This window comes from Polaromonas sp. P1_F2, from assembly GCF_056405735.1.
The window spans coordinates 183,040-197,510 of record NZ_JBFUBN010000004.1 but is presented as its reverse complement, the minus strand read 5'-3'; the positions used below and the strand labels follow the sequence as shown (position 1 = coordinate 197,510).

Below are 14,471 nucleotides of genomic sequence, written 5' to 3'. Positions count from 1 at the left end.
CCGGTTCAGGCCTGGATGATGCGCCAGGCTCAGTGAACGTGCTTCATGCCGCAGTATTTGCCGACGGCCAGCCCTTTGCAAGCGGCCTGCAGTTCTTTTTCGCAGACCTCGTCCTTTTTACCCGATTCCAGGCATTTGGCCGCGTTTTCATGCGCAGCGGCCATGGCGCGGTGGCGCTGGATGTCTTCCTTGGTTTCCTTGTCGCTGTGCTGCGCATGGGCCAGCGAAAAAGTGGCGCTCAGGGCCAGCGCGGCCACACCGCCCAGGACGGGCGAGAATTTGAGGAATTGCTGGGCGAAACGAAGGCTTGGCATAAAAGTTACCTTGATTGGAGAAGTTCAAACACACTGACCCGGTAGGCCTCCCAGGCGGGCAGCAGCGCGGACGCCAGCGCCACCCCCAGGGCCAATACCGGCACGCTTACCAGTTCGACCGGCCACGACATCGCGCCGATCAACACGGATTTTTCGAGCTGCAGCGCCCAGCCCAGCAGCGCCGTCAGGCCCTGCCCCGCCAGCACGCCCAGCAGGGTGGCGAGCAGCGCCAGCCACAGCGCCTCGCACAGCAGCAGGCCGGCCACCTTGCGCGGCGGCGCGCCCAGCATGCGCAGCAGCGCCAGGTCGGCCCGGCGCTCGCGCACCGCGCCCCACAGCGCAATGAACACGCTCAGGCCGGCCGTGAGCAGCAGCACGCCGGCCAGCGCGCGCAGCACGTCGGTGCCCACGCCCACCATGCTGAGCAGGCGCGTGATCTCCAGCGCCGGCGCGGCGGCCTGCATCTCGGTGCTGCTGTTGATGTAGCGCGGGAAGGTCACCGCCGCCAGCGGCGTTTTGTACTGGATCAGCGCCAGCGTGATTTCGCGGTCTTCTTCCAGCACCTTGCGGTCGTCGTCGTCCAGTGCGGTGTCCGTCTCGTGCACCTGCCAGACCGATTCGGTGGCCGTCAGCACCAGGCGGTCCAGCACCGTGCGGCTTGGCGCCAGCACGCCGGACACCACATAGGGGCTCAGCTTGTGCTCTTCACCGCCGCCGCCCAGGCCGTGCGTGCCGGTGAAGCTGTCGCCCACCTTGAGGCCGGTCTGCCGCGCGACCTGCGCGCCTATCACCGCCTGCATGGGCTTGGCCCACAGCGTGCCCTGCGTCAGTTGCGCCTCGTAGTGGCTGATGTAGTCGGGCGTGGTGCCCACGATGCGAAAGCCGCGAAAGCTGTCGCCCAGGCTGATCGGAATGATCTTGGCGACCTGCGGGTGTTTTTCGAGTTCTTTCACTGCGGCCAGGGGCACATTGCCGGTCGGCACGTCGAGGTGGAACACGCCCGAAAGGATCAGCTGCATGGGGCTGCCCTTGGCGCCCACCACCACGTCGATGCCGGCCAGGTCGCGGTCAAAGGCCTGGTTGATCTGGTGGCCCACCAGCAGCAAAAATGTGATGGACGCCAGGCCCAGTGTCAGCAGCAGCAGGTTGAGTGCCGCGGCCAGTGGACGCGACCACAGGTAGCGCCAGGCGAAAACAATCGTCTTCATGGCTGGCGGCGCCCCAGTTGCAAGGCCTTGAGGCCTTTTTCGTCCCTGAAAAACTCCGCCACGCGCGCATCGTGCGTGGCGATCACCAGCGTCGCGCCCTGCTGCCGCGCCGTGGCCCGCAGCAAGTCCAGCGAAGCCGCCGCGGCCTCGTCGTCCAGGCTGGCCGTGGGCTCGTCGGCCAGGATTACCCGCGGCTTGAGCAGCACCGCGCGCGCCAGCGCCACGCGCTGCGCCTGGCCGCCCGAGAGCTGCGCCGGCTTGCGCTGCGCCAGCGCCTGGACATCCAACGCGGCCAGCGCTTCGCTGATGCGGCTTTCATCGGCCGGCTGGCCCGCGGCCCACTGCGCCATGGCCAGGTTGCCATGCACGGTGAGCGCCGCGCTCAAATGCAATTTCTGCGGAAGAAAGCCGACAGTAGCAGCACGCCAGGCATCGCTGGCGGCCTTGCCCAAGGCTTTCAGGGATTGCCCCGCCACCGTGATGTCACCCTCAGTGGGCGCCAGCAAACCGGCGGCCAGCGCCAGCCAGGTCGACTTGCCCGAGCCCGAAGCGCCGCGCAGCAGCAGCACGCCGCCCTGGGCCACGTCCACGTCCTCGAAGCGCAGTTCGGGGCCACCGCCCGCGTAGCGGTAAACAAGCTGGCGCGTGCTGATCATGAAGAAGCCGTGGCCGGCGCCGCCGTCGCGCAGTCGGCACAGACGCCTCGCACCGCGAAGTCCATGCTCGTGCCCTGGTAACCCAGGGCCTTGAGCGCTTCCAGCGCGGTCTGCGCGGCCCGCTCCAGGTCATTGGCATTGGCTTTCAGGGCCCCCGAGAACGCGCCGTCCAGCGGGCTGTCGCGGTGGCAGCTCTGGCATTCAAAGTGCGGGATCGCGTGCACGCTGCTGGGCATGGCCTGGTAGCGTCGCACGCGTTTGGCATCGACGCGGCACAGCAAAAGCCCCACCTGCGTGAGCCGGTCTATCAAGCGGTACAGCGTGACGCGGTCCAGCGCCAGCTCGGCATCGTCCGCCAGCGCCGCCTGCAGCTGCGCATGGGTGTAGCTGGTGTCGGGGTGCGCCAGCAGCCAGCCCAGCACCAGCCGCGCCGCTGCCGTGCGGCGCAGTCCGTGGGCGGAAAGCAGGGTGTCTATCGGGTCGGCCGGGCGGTCAGTCATGGGAGGAAAGTTGGGCGCAGCGCTGAAGGGCTACGGATTTTCAATTAACGCAATCGAGTTGCATTATTACCGCAATTGCGCCTGTTTCCAGCCCGGCTTTGTAAAGTCAGTCCCGGTAGGGCTTGTCGCTCCGGGGGGCCTGCGGCAATTGTTCGTCGAGCGACTGGCGGTAGCGCAGGCAGCCCTGCAAAAATTGCGGCCAGTCGGGCACCACTGGAAGCGGGTCCGACTTCTCCGGCAGCAGCGACCACAGCGCGGGATGGTGCCAGCACAGCTCGTGCCCGGTGCTGTCGCGGTGTTCGCGAATGCCCTGCCGCAATCTTTTCACTTCAGCGATGAGCTGTTCGCGCGACAAGCTTTCAAGGTCAGCGTCCATGATGCCTCCGTCTTTGCAAGCGACGCATCCATCATAGGCAAGAAGGCCGAAACATGCCCTCAGGTTTCAGGGCGCGTGTCCGGCCATGCGGCAGGCCGTTTCGGCGCAGTCTTGCTGTTGCCGCTGACCGTGGCCAGCCCGCCAAACAGCAGGATCAGCGCCAGCCAGGCCAGCATCACATCCCAGAAATGCTTGACCAGGAAATAAGGCGCCAGCAGGGTGGTGAACCAGTAGCTAAGCGGACCGAAGCGTTCGCTGATGGCGCCACCACCGCCGTAGCCGCAGCGTATGGCCGGTGTGTCAAAGCCGGCCGATACACAGCCTACCCATTCCAGCACTTTGGCCGAGGTGAACATGCTCAGCACGGGTGTGCCGAAGGCAATGGCAAAAAGCACCAGGCTGATGAGCAGCGCCAGGAAAAGGGTTTTGCAGGCAGCGTGCATACGGGATTTTTGTTGGGAGGGGCTTGCGCTGGTCTTTGTGCCGCATCGCGGGCTTGACCACGATTGAGGCTAATGTATACCGTCGATCAGCGGCGCCAACCCGGCCCTGCGCTATAACGTCATATGAACGCGGCATGGCCCGGCATCAGGCCGGAAGATCCGCCCTCCTCATACTCATTTCACGGTAATACCCCATGTCCCCCAAACACCCCACCCACCTGCGCGCCCACACCTACCACGGCCTGGCCCCGGGCCCGCGCCTGCTGGTCACCGGCGCCGTGCACGGCAACGAGACCTGCGGCACGCGGGCCATCACGCAGCTGCTCGAAGAAATCGACGGCGGTGCGCTCAGCATTGAACGCGGGACCGTGACCTTTGTGCCGGTGACCAACCCGCTGGCCTACCGCCTCAAGCAGCGCATGGGCGAGCGCAACCTGAATCGCAACATGGCGCCCAGCGCGATCCCGCAGGATTTTGAAGACCGCATCGCCAACGTGCTGTGCCCGCTGCTCGATGCGCACGACGTGCTGCTGGATTTGCATTCCTTCCACACCGGCGGCGCGCCCTTCGTGATGATCGGCCCGCAGAACAACCAGGGCGCGCTCGAGCCATTTGCCCATGCGCCCGAAGAGATGCAGCTGGCCCTGCATACCGGCCCGCACCGCATCGTCGAAGGCTGGCTGGAGACTTATGCGCGCGGCGTGAAGCGGCGCACGGCGGTGGCCGAAGCCAGCGGCGGCACGCGCGCGCAAAGCCTGGTGACGGACCCGAACTACGGTGTGGGCACAACGGAATACATGCGTTCACGCGGCGGCTACGGCGTGACACTTGAATGCGGCCAGCATGAAGACCCGCAGGCGGTGCAGGTGGCGCGTTATGCGATCTTGCAGACGCTGGGTTTGCTGGGCCTTGTGGCGCAGCCCGCCGCGCCGGTCCCCATGGAGCGCGAAATCCTGCGCCTGGTCGACGTCATAGACCGCGAGCATGCGGGCGACAGCTTCACCCGCGAATGGCGCAGCTTTGACGCGGTCAAGGCCGGCGAAGCGATAGGCACGCGGCACGGCGGCGAAGCCATTACCGCGCCGGCCGACGGCTTTGTGGTGTTTCCCAACCCGCGCGGCGAGGTCGGCCAGGAGTGGTTTTACTTCGCTCAGCGGCGCGTGTGAACGCCGGACCGGCGCCCTGAGCGCCGGGTTGACAGCGCCGTGTAGCCGCCTTAATATAGCCAAACAGCTATATAACTAAGCAGGAACATGACACCCTCCGCCGACACCCTGAACAAGGCCTTCGCCGCGCTCGCCGACCCGACCCGCCGCGCCATCGTCGCGCGGCTTGCCGCGGGCGAGGCCACGGTCAATGAATTGGCCGCCCCCTTTGACATGAGCCAGCCTTCCATCTCCAAGCACCTGAAAGTGCTGGAACGCGCCGGCCTGATTTCACGCGGGCGCGCGGCCCAGACCCGGCCCTGCCGCCTGGAAGCCGCGCCGCTGCAGGAAGTCGCGAGCTGGATGGCGCTGTACCGCCATGTCTGGGAAGACAGCTTCGAACGGCTGGACGCGTTTTTGCAATCGACAGCCCCCACACCAGCCAGTGCACCCCATCCATCCAATCCATCGAAAGGAAAGAAAAATGCCTCCAAATGACGACACCAAGGCCGGTAGCCCGGCCTTCCTGATAGACCGCGTGTTCAAGGCGCCGCGCGAGCGCGTCTGGCAAGCCTGGAGCGAAGCTGCCCAGATCGGCCACTGGTGGGGCCCCAAGGGCTGCGCCATCGAGGTCTTTCGTTTTGAGTTCAGGCCGGGCGGCTTTTTCCACTACGCCATGAAGTTCCCGAATGCGCCCACGATGTGGGGGCGCTTCAACTACCGCGAAATCGCCGCGCAGGAACGCCTGGTCTGGCTCAACTCGTTCTCGAATGAAAACTGCGGCATGGCGCGGGCGCCCTTCAGCGAGGACTGCCCACTGGAAATCGAAAACTCGGTGAGCTTCACGGAGCGCGATGGCAGCACCATCGTGTCATTGCGCGCCCGGCCCTTCGGCGAAAGCGCCGCGGAACGCCGGTATTTTGAGGACTTGCATCCGTCCATGGCCCAGGGTTATGGCGGCACCTTTGACCAGTTGGCAGCCCATCTAGGCGCCTGAACCGGGCAGCCCCCATCCCAACCTTCCCCCAGCGGGGGAAGGAGCCAATCAGTCCTTCACGCGCGAGGCAAAGGTCTTGCGGAATTTCTCGACCTTGGGGCCGACCACAAAGGCACAGTAACCCTGGTTGGGGTTGTTCTCGAAGTAGTCCTGGTGATAGGCCTCGGCCGGCCAGTAATTCTCGACCGGCAGCACTTCGGTGACGATGGGCTTGCCGAAGGTTTTGTCCTGGCTGACTTCGCGGATGAAACCGTCGATCACTTCTTTTTGCTCAGGCGTTGAGTAATAGATTCCGCTGCGGTATTGCGTGCCGGCGTCATTGCCCTGGCGGTTCAGGCTGGTCGGGTCGTGGATCACAAAAAAGATCTCGAGGATTTCCTTGAGCGTGATCTCTGCCGGGTCGTAGGTGAGCTTGACCACCTCGTTGCTGCCGGTGCGGCCGGTGCAGACTTCTTCATAGCTGGGCCGCGCGGCCTGGCCGTTGCTGTAGCCGGACTCAACGTCGGTCACGCCGCGCACCTTGACGTACACCGCCTCGGTGCACCAGAAGCAGCCGCCGCCCAGGGTGATGGTTTGAAGGGATGAGGACATGGCAATCTCCGCTGAAAAACGTTGGTCGTGAAACGAGCGGAAATCTTACGCTGCGGGCCGCGCACCTGCCCTGCTCGCCCCGCTTGCCCTTGCCGGGCAGGGGCTCAATCGCGGCGGCGCGCGGCCTTGCTGCGCTGCATGGGGCCGACGGCGCGCTGCATCAGCCGCAGCAGGGCCAGTGCGACGAGAGCACCGCCGACAGCCAGGCCGAGTGAACCCATGCTGAACACCGTATCGTTGGTCTTGCCACGGCTGAGTATGGCGGCCACAAAGTCACCGCCTATGTAGGCGCCAAACACGCCGACACCGAGGTTTTCGAGGATGAGGATTTTTTCGCGGGTGCCTGCGAACAGGCAGGCGGCGCCGCCGAGGAGAGCACCCACCACACACCAGATATACGGGTTGATGCCGTTCTCCTGAAGACTGAAGACTATGAACTGCCCGATGGTGGCAGCTTTGAATCCCCAGTGGTGGACATACTTTTCCCAAGGTCTTTCGCCGGACGCCGGATGCGGGGGCTTCAGTCCTTTGCCGCCGGCGCCATCGCGCGCACTGCCTGCACAAACGCCGACAGCGCCGCATGGCCGCCACGCGCGGTCTTCCACAGGCAATGCGTGTCGTAAGGCGTGGTGGCCGCATCCAGCGGCACAAAGGCCGCGCCGGCCATGGCCGACTGCCGTAGCGCGGCCGGCACCAGCGCCACGCCCATGCCTTGCGACACCAGCGAGACCACGCTGAGCCAATGCCGCAGTTCATAACGCATCTCGGGGTAAAACCCGGCTTCGGTGCAGATCGCCAGGATGCGTTCGTGGTAGTCGGGTGAGACCGCGCGCGACACCACGGCAAAGGGATCACCCTGCAGGGCCGAAAGAGACAGCGAGCGCTTGCGGGCCAGCGCATGGCCGGCCGGCAGGCAGCAGATGAAGGCCTGGCTGGATACCAGGATTTGCGACAGCTCGGGCGGCACACGCGTGGTGTGCACAAAACCCAGGTCCAGCCTGTCGTGCGCCAGTTCTATGAGTTGTTCACTGGAGCTGAGCTCCTTCAGCGTCAGGCGCAGCAGCGGGTGTTCAGCCTGGAAACGTTCCAGGATACGGGGCAGGCCGCTGTACAGCATGGTGCCCGAGAAACCGATGGCCAGGCTGCCGGCCATGCCCTGGCCCACGTCGCGCGCATGGCCGGCCGCCTGCGCGGCCTGGTCCAGCAGGGCGCGCGCCGCCGGCACAAAGGCCTGGCCTGCGGCCGTCAGCTGCACGGACTTGCTGCTGCGCGTGAACAGCTTCGCGCCTATGGAGGCTTCCAACTGCTGGATGTTCAGCGACAGCGGCGGCTGCGAGATCGACAGGCGCCGGGCCGCGCGGCCGAAGTGCAGCTCTTCGGCCAGGACCAGGAAATAGCGGAGGTGGCGGAATTCCATGAATATGTTTTTTATATCGTTGAATCAATAATTGATATTAGACAACTATTCATGCTTGTCAAACAATCACCCATGGCCGCCGGCACCGCAGGCCGCGCCCCTACACTGCAAACCAAGCCCCCTTCCCTTTTCCGGAGACACAGACCATGAAAACCACCTTCAACTGGCAGGACCCGTTTTTCTTCATGGAGCAACTGAGCGACGACGAGCGCGCCATCGCCGACGCCGCCCACGCCTTTTGCCAGGAGAAGCTGCAGCCGCGCGTACTGATGGCGGCGCGCCACGAGAAGTTCGACCGCGAGATCATGAATGAGGCGGGCGCCATGGGCTTCCTGGGCTCGACGATTGAAGGCTACGGCTGCGCCGGCCTCAACTACGTGAGTTACGGCCTGGTGGCACGCGAAGTCGAGCGCGTGGACAGCGGCTACCGCAGCGCCATCAGCGTGCAGAGCTCGCTGGTCATGCACCCCATCAACGCCTACGGCAGCGAAGCGCAAAAACAGAAATACCTGCCCAAGCTGGCCACCGGCGAATGGGTGGGCTGCTTCGGCCTGACCGAACCCAACCACGGCTCCGACCCGGCCAGCATGCTGACGCGCGCCAAGCCCGTCGACGGCGGCTTCATCCTCAAGGGCGCCAAGATGTGGATCACCAACAGCCCCATCGCCGACGTCTTCGTCGTCTGGGCCAAGCTGGAAGATCCCGACGGCAAGGTCGGCGGCCAGGAAAGCATTCGCGGCTTTGTGCTCGAAAAAGGCATGAAGGGCCTCTCGGCACCCAAGATCGAAGGCAAGATGAGCTTGCGCGCCTCCATCACCGGCGAAATCGTGATGGACGACGTGTTCGTGCCCGAAGCCAACCTGCTACCCAACGTCAGCGGCCTCAAGGGCCCTTTCGGCTGCCTCAACAAGGCGCGCTACGGCATCGCCTGGGGTGCTTTGGGCGCGGCCGAAGATTGTTGGTTCCGCGCGCGCCAGTACACCCTGGACCGCCAGCAGTTCGGCCGCCCGCTGGCGCAGAACCAGCTGATCCAGAAAAAACTCGCCGACATGCAGACCGAGATCACGCTGGGCCTGCAGGCCTGCCTGCGTGTGGGCCGGCTGATGGATGAAGACAAGGCCGTGCCGGAAATGATTTCGCTGATCAAGCGCAACAGTTGCGGCAAGTCACTGGACATCGCCCGCATGGCGCGCGACATGCACGGCGGCAACGGCATCCATGACGAATACCATGTGATCCGCCACATGATCAACCTGGAAACCGTCAACACCTATGAAGGCACGCACGATGTGCATGCCTTGATCCTGGGCCGTGCACAGACCGGGCTGCAGGCCTTCTATTAAGAAGCGCTTTTTCTTTTTGTCGCCAGGCAGGCCTTGCGGGGGCTGTCCGGTGGCCACCGGGCGCCGCCGGCCTGCGTGAGCCTGCGCCCAGGGGCCCATGTAGCCGCAAAGTCGCACCCGCAACGGCTTTACCGCGGGTTTACTTTGAAGGGCGAGGTCCTCCAGCGACCCCGGTGTAGCCTAGGCGGTTTGGGTTGACGGTCGGAAAGTAAGCAGATATATTACTAACCAGTCAGTCAGTAACTATGTCACTTTCCAAACTCTTCAGCGACACCACGGCCGTCGCCGCCAAACGCGAGCGCCGCAAGGAAGCACGCCCAGGCGAGCTGCTGGAGGCCGCGCTGGACCTTTTTGTCGAAAAAGGCTTTGCCGCGACCCGCGCCGAGGAAGTCGCCGCCCGCGCTGGCGTCTCCAAGGGCACGCTGTTCCTCTACTTCCAGAGCAAGGAAGAGCTGTTCAAGGCCGTGGTGCGTGAAAACATCTCGGGCCGCTTCACCGAATGGCGCGCCGAGCTGGACGCCTTTGAAGGCACCACGCCCGAATTGCTGGCCTACTGCATGAACAGCTGGTGGGAGCGCGTGGGCCTGACACGCGCCTCGGGCCTGACCAAGCTCATGATGAGCGAAGCCAAGAACTTCCCCGACATCGCGGCCTTTTACCAGCAGGAAGTCATCATGCCCGGCCAGGCCTTGATTCGCGCCGTCCTGCAGCGCGGCATGGACCGCGGCGAGTTCCGTCCCATGGACCTGGACTACGCCGTCTACCTGGTGATCGCGCCCATGATTTTCCTGATCCTGTCCAGGCACTCCGCCGGCGTGTGTTTGAGCAGCGACACGGAGCTGGACCCCCAAAAATACATCGCCTTCCAGGTGGAAACCATCCTGAACGGCATCTCCGCACCGGCCGGCATCGCCGTCCGGGCCCACAGGAAAGCCGCAGCATGAAGCGCTGGCTCAAGTGGGCGATCGCCGGGCTCATCGTGCTGCTCATCGCGGGTGGGGTGCTGCGCGCGCTGGCCGCGCGCAAGGCCCAGCAGCAGGCGCTGGCCGTCAGCAGCACGACCAGGGACATGGGCCTGGTAGAACTCGCCGGCACCGATGTAGTCAAGGTCCAGGTGCGCGAAGTCGTGCAGGGCCTGCCCGTCTCGGGCTCGCTCAAGGCCGTCAACTCCGCCGTCATCAAGGCCAGGGTTGCCGGCGAGCTGCAGGGGCTGGCCGTGCGCGAGGGCGACGTGGTCAAGGCCGGCCAGGTGATCGCGCGCATCGACGCCGCCGAATACCAGTCGCGCGTGCGCCAGGCCCGTGAACAGGCCGAGTCCGCCAAGGCCCAGGTCGACGTGGTGCAGCGCCAGTACGACAACAACAAGGCGCTGGTCGACCAGGGTTTCATTTCCAAGACCGCGCTGGACACTTCGCTGGCCAACCTCAACGCCGCGCAATCCACCTACAAGGCCGCGCTGGCCGCCACCGACGTGGCCACTAAATCGCTGGACGACACGGTGCTGAAGGCGCCGATCGCCGGCCAGGTCTCGCAACGCCTGGCGCAGCCCGGTGAGCGCGTGGGCATTGACACCAAAATCGTGGAGATCGTGGACCTGAGCCGGCTCGAGCTTGAGGCCACGCTGAGCGCCACCGACTCCATGGAAGTACGCGTGGGCCAGAGCGCCCAGTTGCAGGTGGAAGGCAGCCGCCAGCCCGTGACGGCCGTGGTCGCGCGCATCAACCCCAGCGCGCAGGCCGGCAGCCGCAGCGTGCTGGCCTACCTGACCATAGACAATCCCGGCGCCTCCGGCGAAGGCAGCGCCCCGCCGCTGCGCCAGGGCCTGTTCGCCCAGGGCACCCTGGGCACGGCGCGCGCCTCGCTGCTGTCGCTGCCCGTCAGCGCCGTGCGCACCGACAAGCCCGCGCCCTATGCGCAGGCCGTTGAAAACGGCGTGGTGGTGCACAAGCCCGTCGAACTGGGCACACGCGGCGCCGCCGGCGGCGATGCCGTGGTGGCGGTGAAGGGCCTGGAAGACGGCGCGCTCGTCGTTCGCGGCGAGATAGGCGCGCTGCGCGAAGGCACCAAAGTGCGCTTCACGCAGCTGTCCGCGGCCGGCTCCGCGCAGCCTCCCGCCAGCACGCCCGCCAAACCGGCGCCCTGAGGCTTCACGCGCATGTGGTTCACGCAGGTCAGCCTCAAGAATCCCGTGTTCGCCACCATGGTCATGCTGGCCATCGTGGTGCTGGGCCTGTTCTCCTACCAGCGCATGCAGGTCGACCAGTTCCCCAACATCGACTTCCCGGTGGTCGTGATCACCGCCGAATACCCCGGCGCCTCGCCCGAAATCGTCGAGAGCGAAGTCACCAAAAAGATCGAGGAAGGCGTCAACTCGATCGCCGGCATCAATGCGCTGACCTCGCGCAGCTATGAAGGCCAGTCCGTCGTCATCATGGAGTTCCAGCTCTATATCGACGGACGCCGCGCGGCCGAAGACGTGCGCGAAAAAATCGCGGCCATCAGGCCCAACTTCCGCGATGAGGTCAAGGAACCGCGCGTGCTGCGCTTCGACCCGGCCAGCCGCGCGATCTGGTCTGTGGCCGTCCTGCCCCAGACCCAGGCAGGCAGCGGCAAGGCCATGGATGCGGTCGAACTGACCAACTGGGCTGACCAGGTCTTGAAAAAGCGCCTGGAAAACGTGCGCGGCGCCGGCTCCGTCACGCTGGTGGGCGGCACCAAACGCGAGATCAACGTCTACCTGAATCCGCAGGCCATGGAATCGCTGGGCATCAGCGCCGACCAGGTGGTCAACGCCGTGCGCAACGAGAACCAGGACCTGCCGGTAGGCGCCATCCGTTCGCTGCAGCAGGAGCGCGTCGTCAAGATCGACGCGCGCATGAAGCGGCCCGAAGACTTCGGCAAGATCATCGTGGCGCGCAAGGGTGCGGCCGGCGGCACGGCCGCGGCGGTCACCGTCGACCAGGTGGCCCGCATCGCCGACGGCGCGCAGGAACTCGACAGCATGGCGCTGTACAACGGCCAGCGCACCCTGCTGCTCACGGTGCAAAAAGCCCAGGACGAAAACACCATTGCCGTGGTCGACGGCCTGAACAAGGCCGTGGCCGAGCTGCAACCACTGCTGCCGCCCGGCGCGCGGCTGGAACTCATCGGCGACGGATCGCGCCCGATACGCGTGGCGGTCGAGAACGTGCGCCGCACGCTGATCGAAGGCGCGCTGCTCACCGTGCTCATCGTCTTCCTGTTCCTGAACTCCTGGCGCTCCACTGTGATCACCGGGCTGACGCTGCCGATCTCCATCATCGGCACCTTTTTATTCATGAACCTGTTCGGCTTCACCATCAACATGATCACGCTGATGGCGCTGTCGCTGTGCGTGGGCCTGCTGATCGACGACGCCATCGTGGTGCGCGAGAACATCGTGCGCCACGTGCAGATGGGCAAGGACCCCTACCGCGCCTCGATGGACGGAACCCAGGAAATCGGCCTGGCCGTGCTGGCCACCACCTTCTCCATCGTGGCCGTGTTCCTGCCCATCGGTTTCATGGGCGGCATCATCGGCAAGTTCTTCCACGAATTCGGCGTGACCATCGTGGCGGCGGTGCTGATCTCGATGTTCGTGAGCTTCACGCTGGACCCCATGCTCTCCAGCATCTGGCACGACCCGGCCATCGCGTCACACGGCCGGCGCGGCGCGCCCGTCACCTTCTACGACAAGACCATAGGCCGCGTCACCGGCTGGTTTGACCGCGCCACCGAATCCCTGAGCGGCAGCTACCAGGGCATCCTGCGCTGGTCGCTGGGCCACAAGCTGGCGACGCTGGTGATGGCCGTGGCGATCTTTGTCACCAGCATCTTCATGGTGCCGCTGCTGGGCACCGAGTTCGTGCCCAAGGCCGACTTCTCGGAAACCACCCTGAACTTCTACACGCCGGTCGGCTCATCGCTGGAAAACACCGAGGCCAAGGCGCGCCAGGTCGAGGCCATCGTGCGCGAGTTTCCGGAGGTGAAATTCACGCTGGCCACCCTCAACACCGGCAATGCCCAGGGCAAGATGTACGCCAGCCTCTATGTGCGCCTCATCGATCGCAAGGCGCGCACGCGCAGCGTCGACGAGATGTCGGGCGCGCTGCGCGAGCGGCTCAAGCAGGTGCCCGGCATCACGGTGACGCACGTCGGCCTGCTCGACTCGGTGGGCGGCAACAAGCAGGTGGAGTTTTCCCTGCAAGGCACCGACCTCAAGGAACTCGAACGGCTCACCCGCGCGGTCAGCGACAAAATCAGGGGCATCCCCGGCCTGGTCGACCTGGACTCCAGCGTCAAGGCCGACAAGCCGGTGATCGAGGTCGACGTGCGGCGCGACGCCGCTTCCGACCTGGGCCTGTCGGTCTCGCAGATCGCCGCCTCCCTGCGCACCCTGGTGGCCGGCCAGACGGTGGGCAACTGGCGCGCGCCCGACGACCAGACCTACGACGTCAACGTGCGCCTGGCGCCAGGCGCCCGCACCGCCCCGCAAGACCTGGAGCGTCTGCCCTTCATGAGCAGCGCCATGGGCAGCAATGCCGACGGCTCCTCTCGCGTCATACGGCTCAACCAGGTGGCGACCGTGAAGGAATCCACCGGGCCCAACCAGATCAACCGGCGCGACATGGCGCGCGAGGTCTCCATCAACGCCAACGTCTACCAGCGATCGGCCGGCGAGGTCTCCAACGACATCAAGGCCGTGCTCGACAACTTCAGCTTCCCGCCCGGCTACCGCTACCAGTTCAGCGGCTCCACCAAGAACATGGCCGAGTCCTTCGGCTACGCGGTGTCCGCCCTGGTGATGGCCATCCTGTTCATCTACATGATCCTGGCCAGCCAGTTCAAGAGCTTTCTGCAGCCCATGGCGCTGATGACCTCGCTGCCGCTGACCCTGATCGGCGTGGTGCTGGCGCTGCTGCTGTTCCGCTCCACGCTGTCGATGTTCTCCATCATCGGCGTGGTGATGCTGATGGGCCTGGTCACCAAGAACGCCATCCTGCTGGTCGATTTCGCCATCCGCATGCGTGCCGACCGGCTCGACGTGGACGGCCACCGCGTGCCCGGCATGGAGCGCGGCGAAGCCCTGCTGCATGCCGCCAAGGTCCGGCTGCGCCCCATCCTGATGACCACGCTGGCGATGATCTTCGGCATGGTGCCGCTGGCCTTTGCCCTGACCGAGGGTTCGGAGCAGCGCGCCCCCATGGGCCAGGCCGTCATCGGCGGCGTGATCACCTCCTCGCTGCTGACGCTGGTGGTGGTGCCCGTGACCTACTGCTACCTGGACGACCTGGGCCAATGGTTCAAGCGCAAGTTCGGCCGCAAAACCCGGGCCGCTGACCCCTCTGAAACACCGCCGGCCCCTCCCGTACCTGTCATGGCCGGCCGCTAAAATCAAAGGTTTATCTCGTGAACACCCGTTCTTCCCCTCTTTCCCCCCAAAATTCGCCAAACCACAGGCCC

At 65.2% G+C, this 14,471-nt stretch carries 16 protein-coding genes; 7 read left to right on the top strand and 9 right to left on the bottom strand.

Annotation, left to right across the window (positions count from 1 at the left end; translation table 11 throughout):
- Positions 1-29 precede the first annotated feature (29 nt).
- From AC1D0O_RS10575 to AC1D0O_RS10550, 6 genes are all read right to left on the bottom strand, one after another.
- Positions 30-314, bottom strand: coding sequence for a hypothetical protein (locus tag AC1D0O_RS10575; protein ID WP_477653482.1), 285 nt, complete (start codon positions 312-314; stop codon positions 30-32).
- A gap of 5 nt (positions 315-319) precedes the next feature.
- Complete coding sequence (locus AC1D0O_RS10570; RefSeq protein WP_477653481.1) at positions 320-1,522, bottom strand: ABC transporter permease; 1,203 nt, start codon at positions 1,520-1,522, stop codon at positions 320-322.
- The gene (locus tag AC1D0O_RS10565; protein WP_477653480.1) at positions 1,519-2,178 is read right to left on the bottom strand and encodes an ABC transporter ATP-binding protein; all 660 of its coding nucleotides are present in this window, start codon (positions 2,176-2,178) and stop codon (positions 1,519-1,521) included. The genes AC1D0O_RS10570 and AC1D0O_RS10565 overlap by 4 nt, the downstream gene beginning before the upstream one ends.
- Positions 2,175-2,678, bottom strand: a complete 504-nt coding sequence (locus tag AC1D0O_RS10560) for a Fur family transcriptional regulator (protein WP_477653479.1) — start codon at positions 2,676-2,678, stop codon at positions 2,175-2,177. Before AC1D0O_RS10560 ends, AC1D0O_RS10565 begins: the two co-directional genes overlap by 4 nt.
- Before the next feature lie 106 nt (positions 2,679-2,784).
- On the bottom strand, positions 2,785-3,054 hold the full coding sequence (locus AC1D0O_RS10555) for a hypothetical protein (RefSeq protein WP_477653478.1): 270 nt from the start codon (positions 3,052-3,054) through the stop codon (positions 2,785-2,787).
- 59 nt (positions 3,055-3,113) lie between these two features.
- A complete protein-coding gene (locus AC1D0O_RS10550) occupies positions 3,114-3,497 on the bottom strand; it encodes a hypothetical protein (protein WP_477653477.1) in 384 nt (127 codons plus the stop codon).
- Positions 3,498-3,691: 194 nt separating this feature from the next.
- Between AC1D0O_RS10550 and AC1D0O_RS10545 the strand changes: the two genes are divergently transcribed.
- The 3 genes from AC1D0O_RS10545 (at position 3,692) to AC1D0O_RS10535 (ending at position 5,639) form a co-directional block, all read left to right on the top strand.
- Positions 3,692-4,663 carry a M14 family metallopeptidase gene (locus AC1D0O_RS10545; RefSeq protein ID WP_477653476.1) on the top strand — a complete coding sequence of 324 codons (972 nt, stop codon included), beginning with the start codon at positions 3,692-3,694 and terminating at the stop codon, positions 4,661-4,663.
- A gap of 87 nt (positions 4,664-4,750) precedes the next feature.
- Positions 4,751-5,140, top strand: a complete 390-nt coding sequence (locus AC1D0O_RS10540; protein ID WP_477653475.1) for an ArsR/SmtB family transcription factor — start codon at positions 4,751-4,753, stop codon at positions 5,138-5,140.
- Positions 5,127-5,639, top strand: a complete 513-nt coding sequence (locus tag AC1D0O_RS10535) for an SRPBCC family protein (protein ID WP_477653474.1) — start codon at positions 5,127-5,129, stop codon at positions 5,637-5,639. The genes AC1D0O_RS10540 and AC1D0O_RS10535 overlap by 14 nt, the downstream gene beginning before the upstream one ends.
- Before the next feature lie 48 nt (positions 5,640-5,687).
- Here the strand turns inward: AC1D0O_RS10535 and msrA are convergent, their stop codons facing one another.
- The 3 genes from msrA to AC1D0O_RS10520 form a co-directional block, all read right to left on the bottom strand.
- Positions 5,688-6,230, bottom strand: a complete 543-nt coding sequence (gene msrA / locus AC1D0O_RS10530; protein WP_477653473.1) for a peptide-methionine (S)-S-oxide reductase MsrA — start codon at positions 6,228-6,230, stop codon at positions 5,688-5,690.
- A 104-nt stretch (positions 6,231-6,334) separates the two neighbouring features.
- Positions 6,335-6,613 carry a hypothetical protein gene (locus AC1D0O_RS10525; protein ID WP_477653472.1) on the bottom strand — a complete coding sequence of 93 codons (279 nt, stop codon included), beginning with the start codon at positions 6,611-6,613 and terminating at the stop codon, positions 6,335-6,337.
- A gap of 137 nt (positions 6,614-6,750) precedes the next feature.
- Positions 6,751-7,647, bottom strand: a complete 897-nt coding sequence (locus AC1D0O_RS10520; RefSeq protein ID WP_477653471.1) for a LysR family transcriptional regulator — start codon at positions 7,645-7,647, stop codon at positions 6,751-6,753.
- A gap of 146 nt (positions 7,648-7,793) precedes the next feature.
- Here AC1D0O_RS10520 and AC1D0O_RS10515 point away from each other — a divergent pair, with 146 nt between their 5' ends.
- The 4 genes from AC1D0O_RS10515 to AC1D0O_RS10500 all read left to right on the top strand — a co-directional run bounded on the left by AC1D0O_RS10515 (position 7,794) and on the right by AC1D0O_RS10500 (position 14,400).
- On the top strand, positions 7,794-8,990 hold the full coding sequence (locus tag AC1D0O_RS10515) for an acyl-CoA dehydrogenase (RefSeq protein ID WP_477653470.1): 1,197 nt from the start codon (positions 7,794-7,796) through the stop codon (positions 8,988-8,990).
- 245 nt (positions 8,991-9,235) lie between these two features.
- Positions 9,236-9,934 (top strand): TetR/AcrR family transcriptional regulator, encoded by a 699-nt coding sequence (locus AC1D0O_RS10510; protein WP_477653469.1) that lies wholly within the window; start codon positions 9,236-9,238, stop codon positions 9,932-9,934.
- On the top strand, positions 9,931-11,133 hold the full coding sequence (locus AC1D0O_RS10505; protein ID WP_477653468.1) for an efflux RND transporter periplasmic adaptor subunit: 1,203 nt from the start codon (positions 9,931-9,933) through the stop codon (positions 11,131-11,133). Before AC1D0O_RS10510 ends, AC1D0O_RS10505 begins: the two co-directional genes overlap by 4 nt.
- Positions 11,134-11,145: 12 nt before the next feature.
- Positions 11,146-14,400, top strand: coding sequence for an efflux RND transporter permease subunit (locus AC1D0O_RS10500; RefSeq protein ID WP_477653467.1), 3,255 nt, complete (start codon positions 11,146-11,148; stop codon positions 14,398-14,400).
- Positions 14,401-14,471 lie beyond the last annotated feature (71 nt).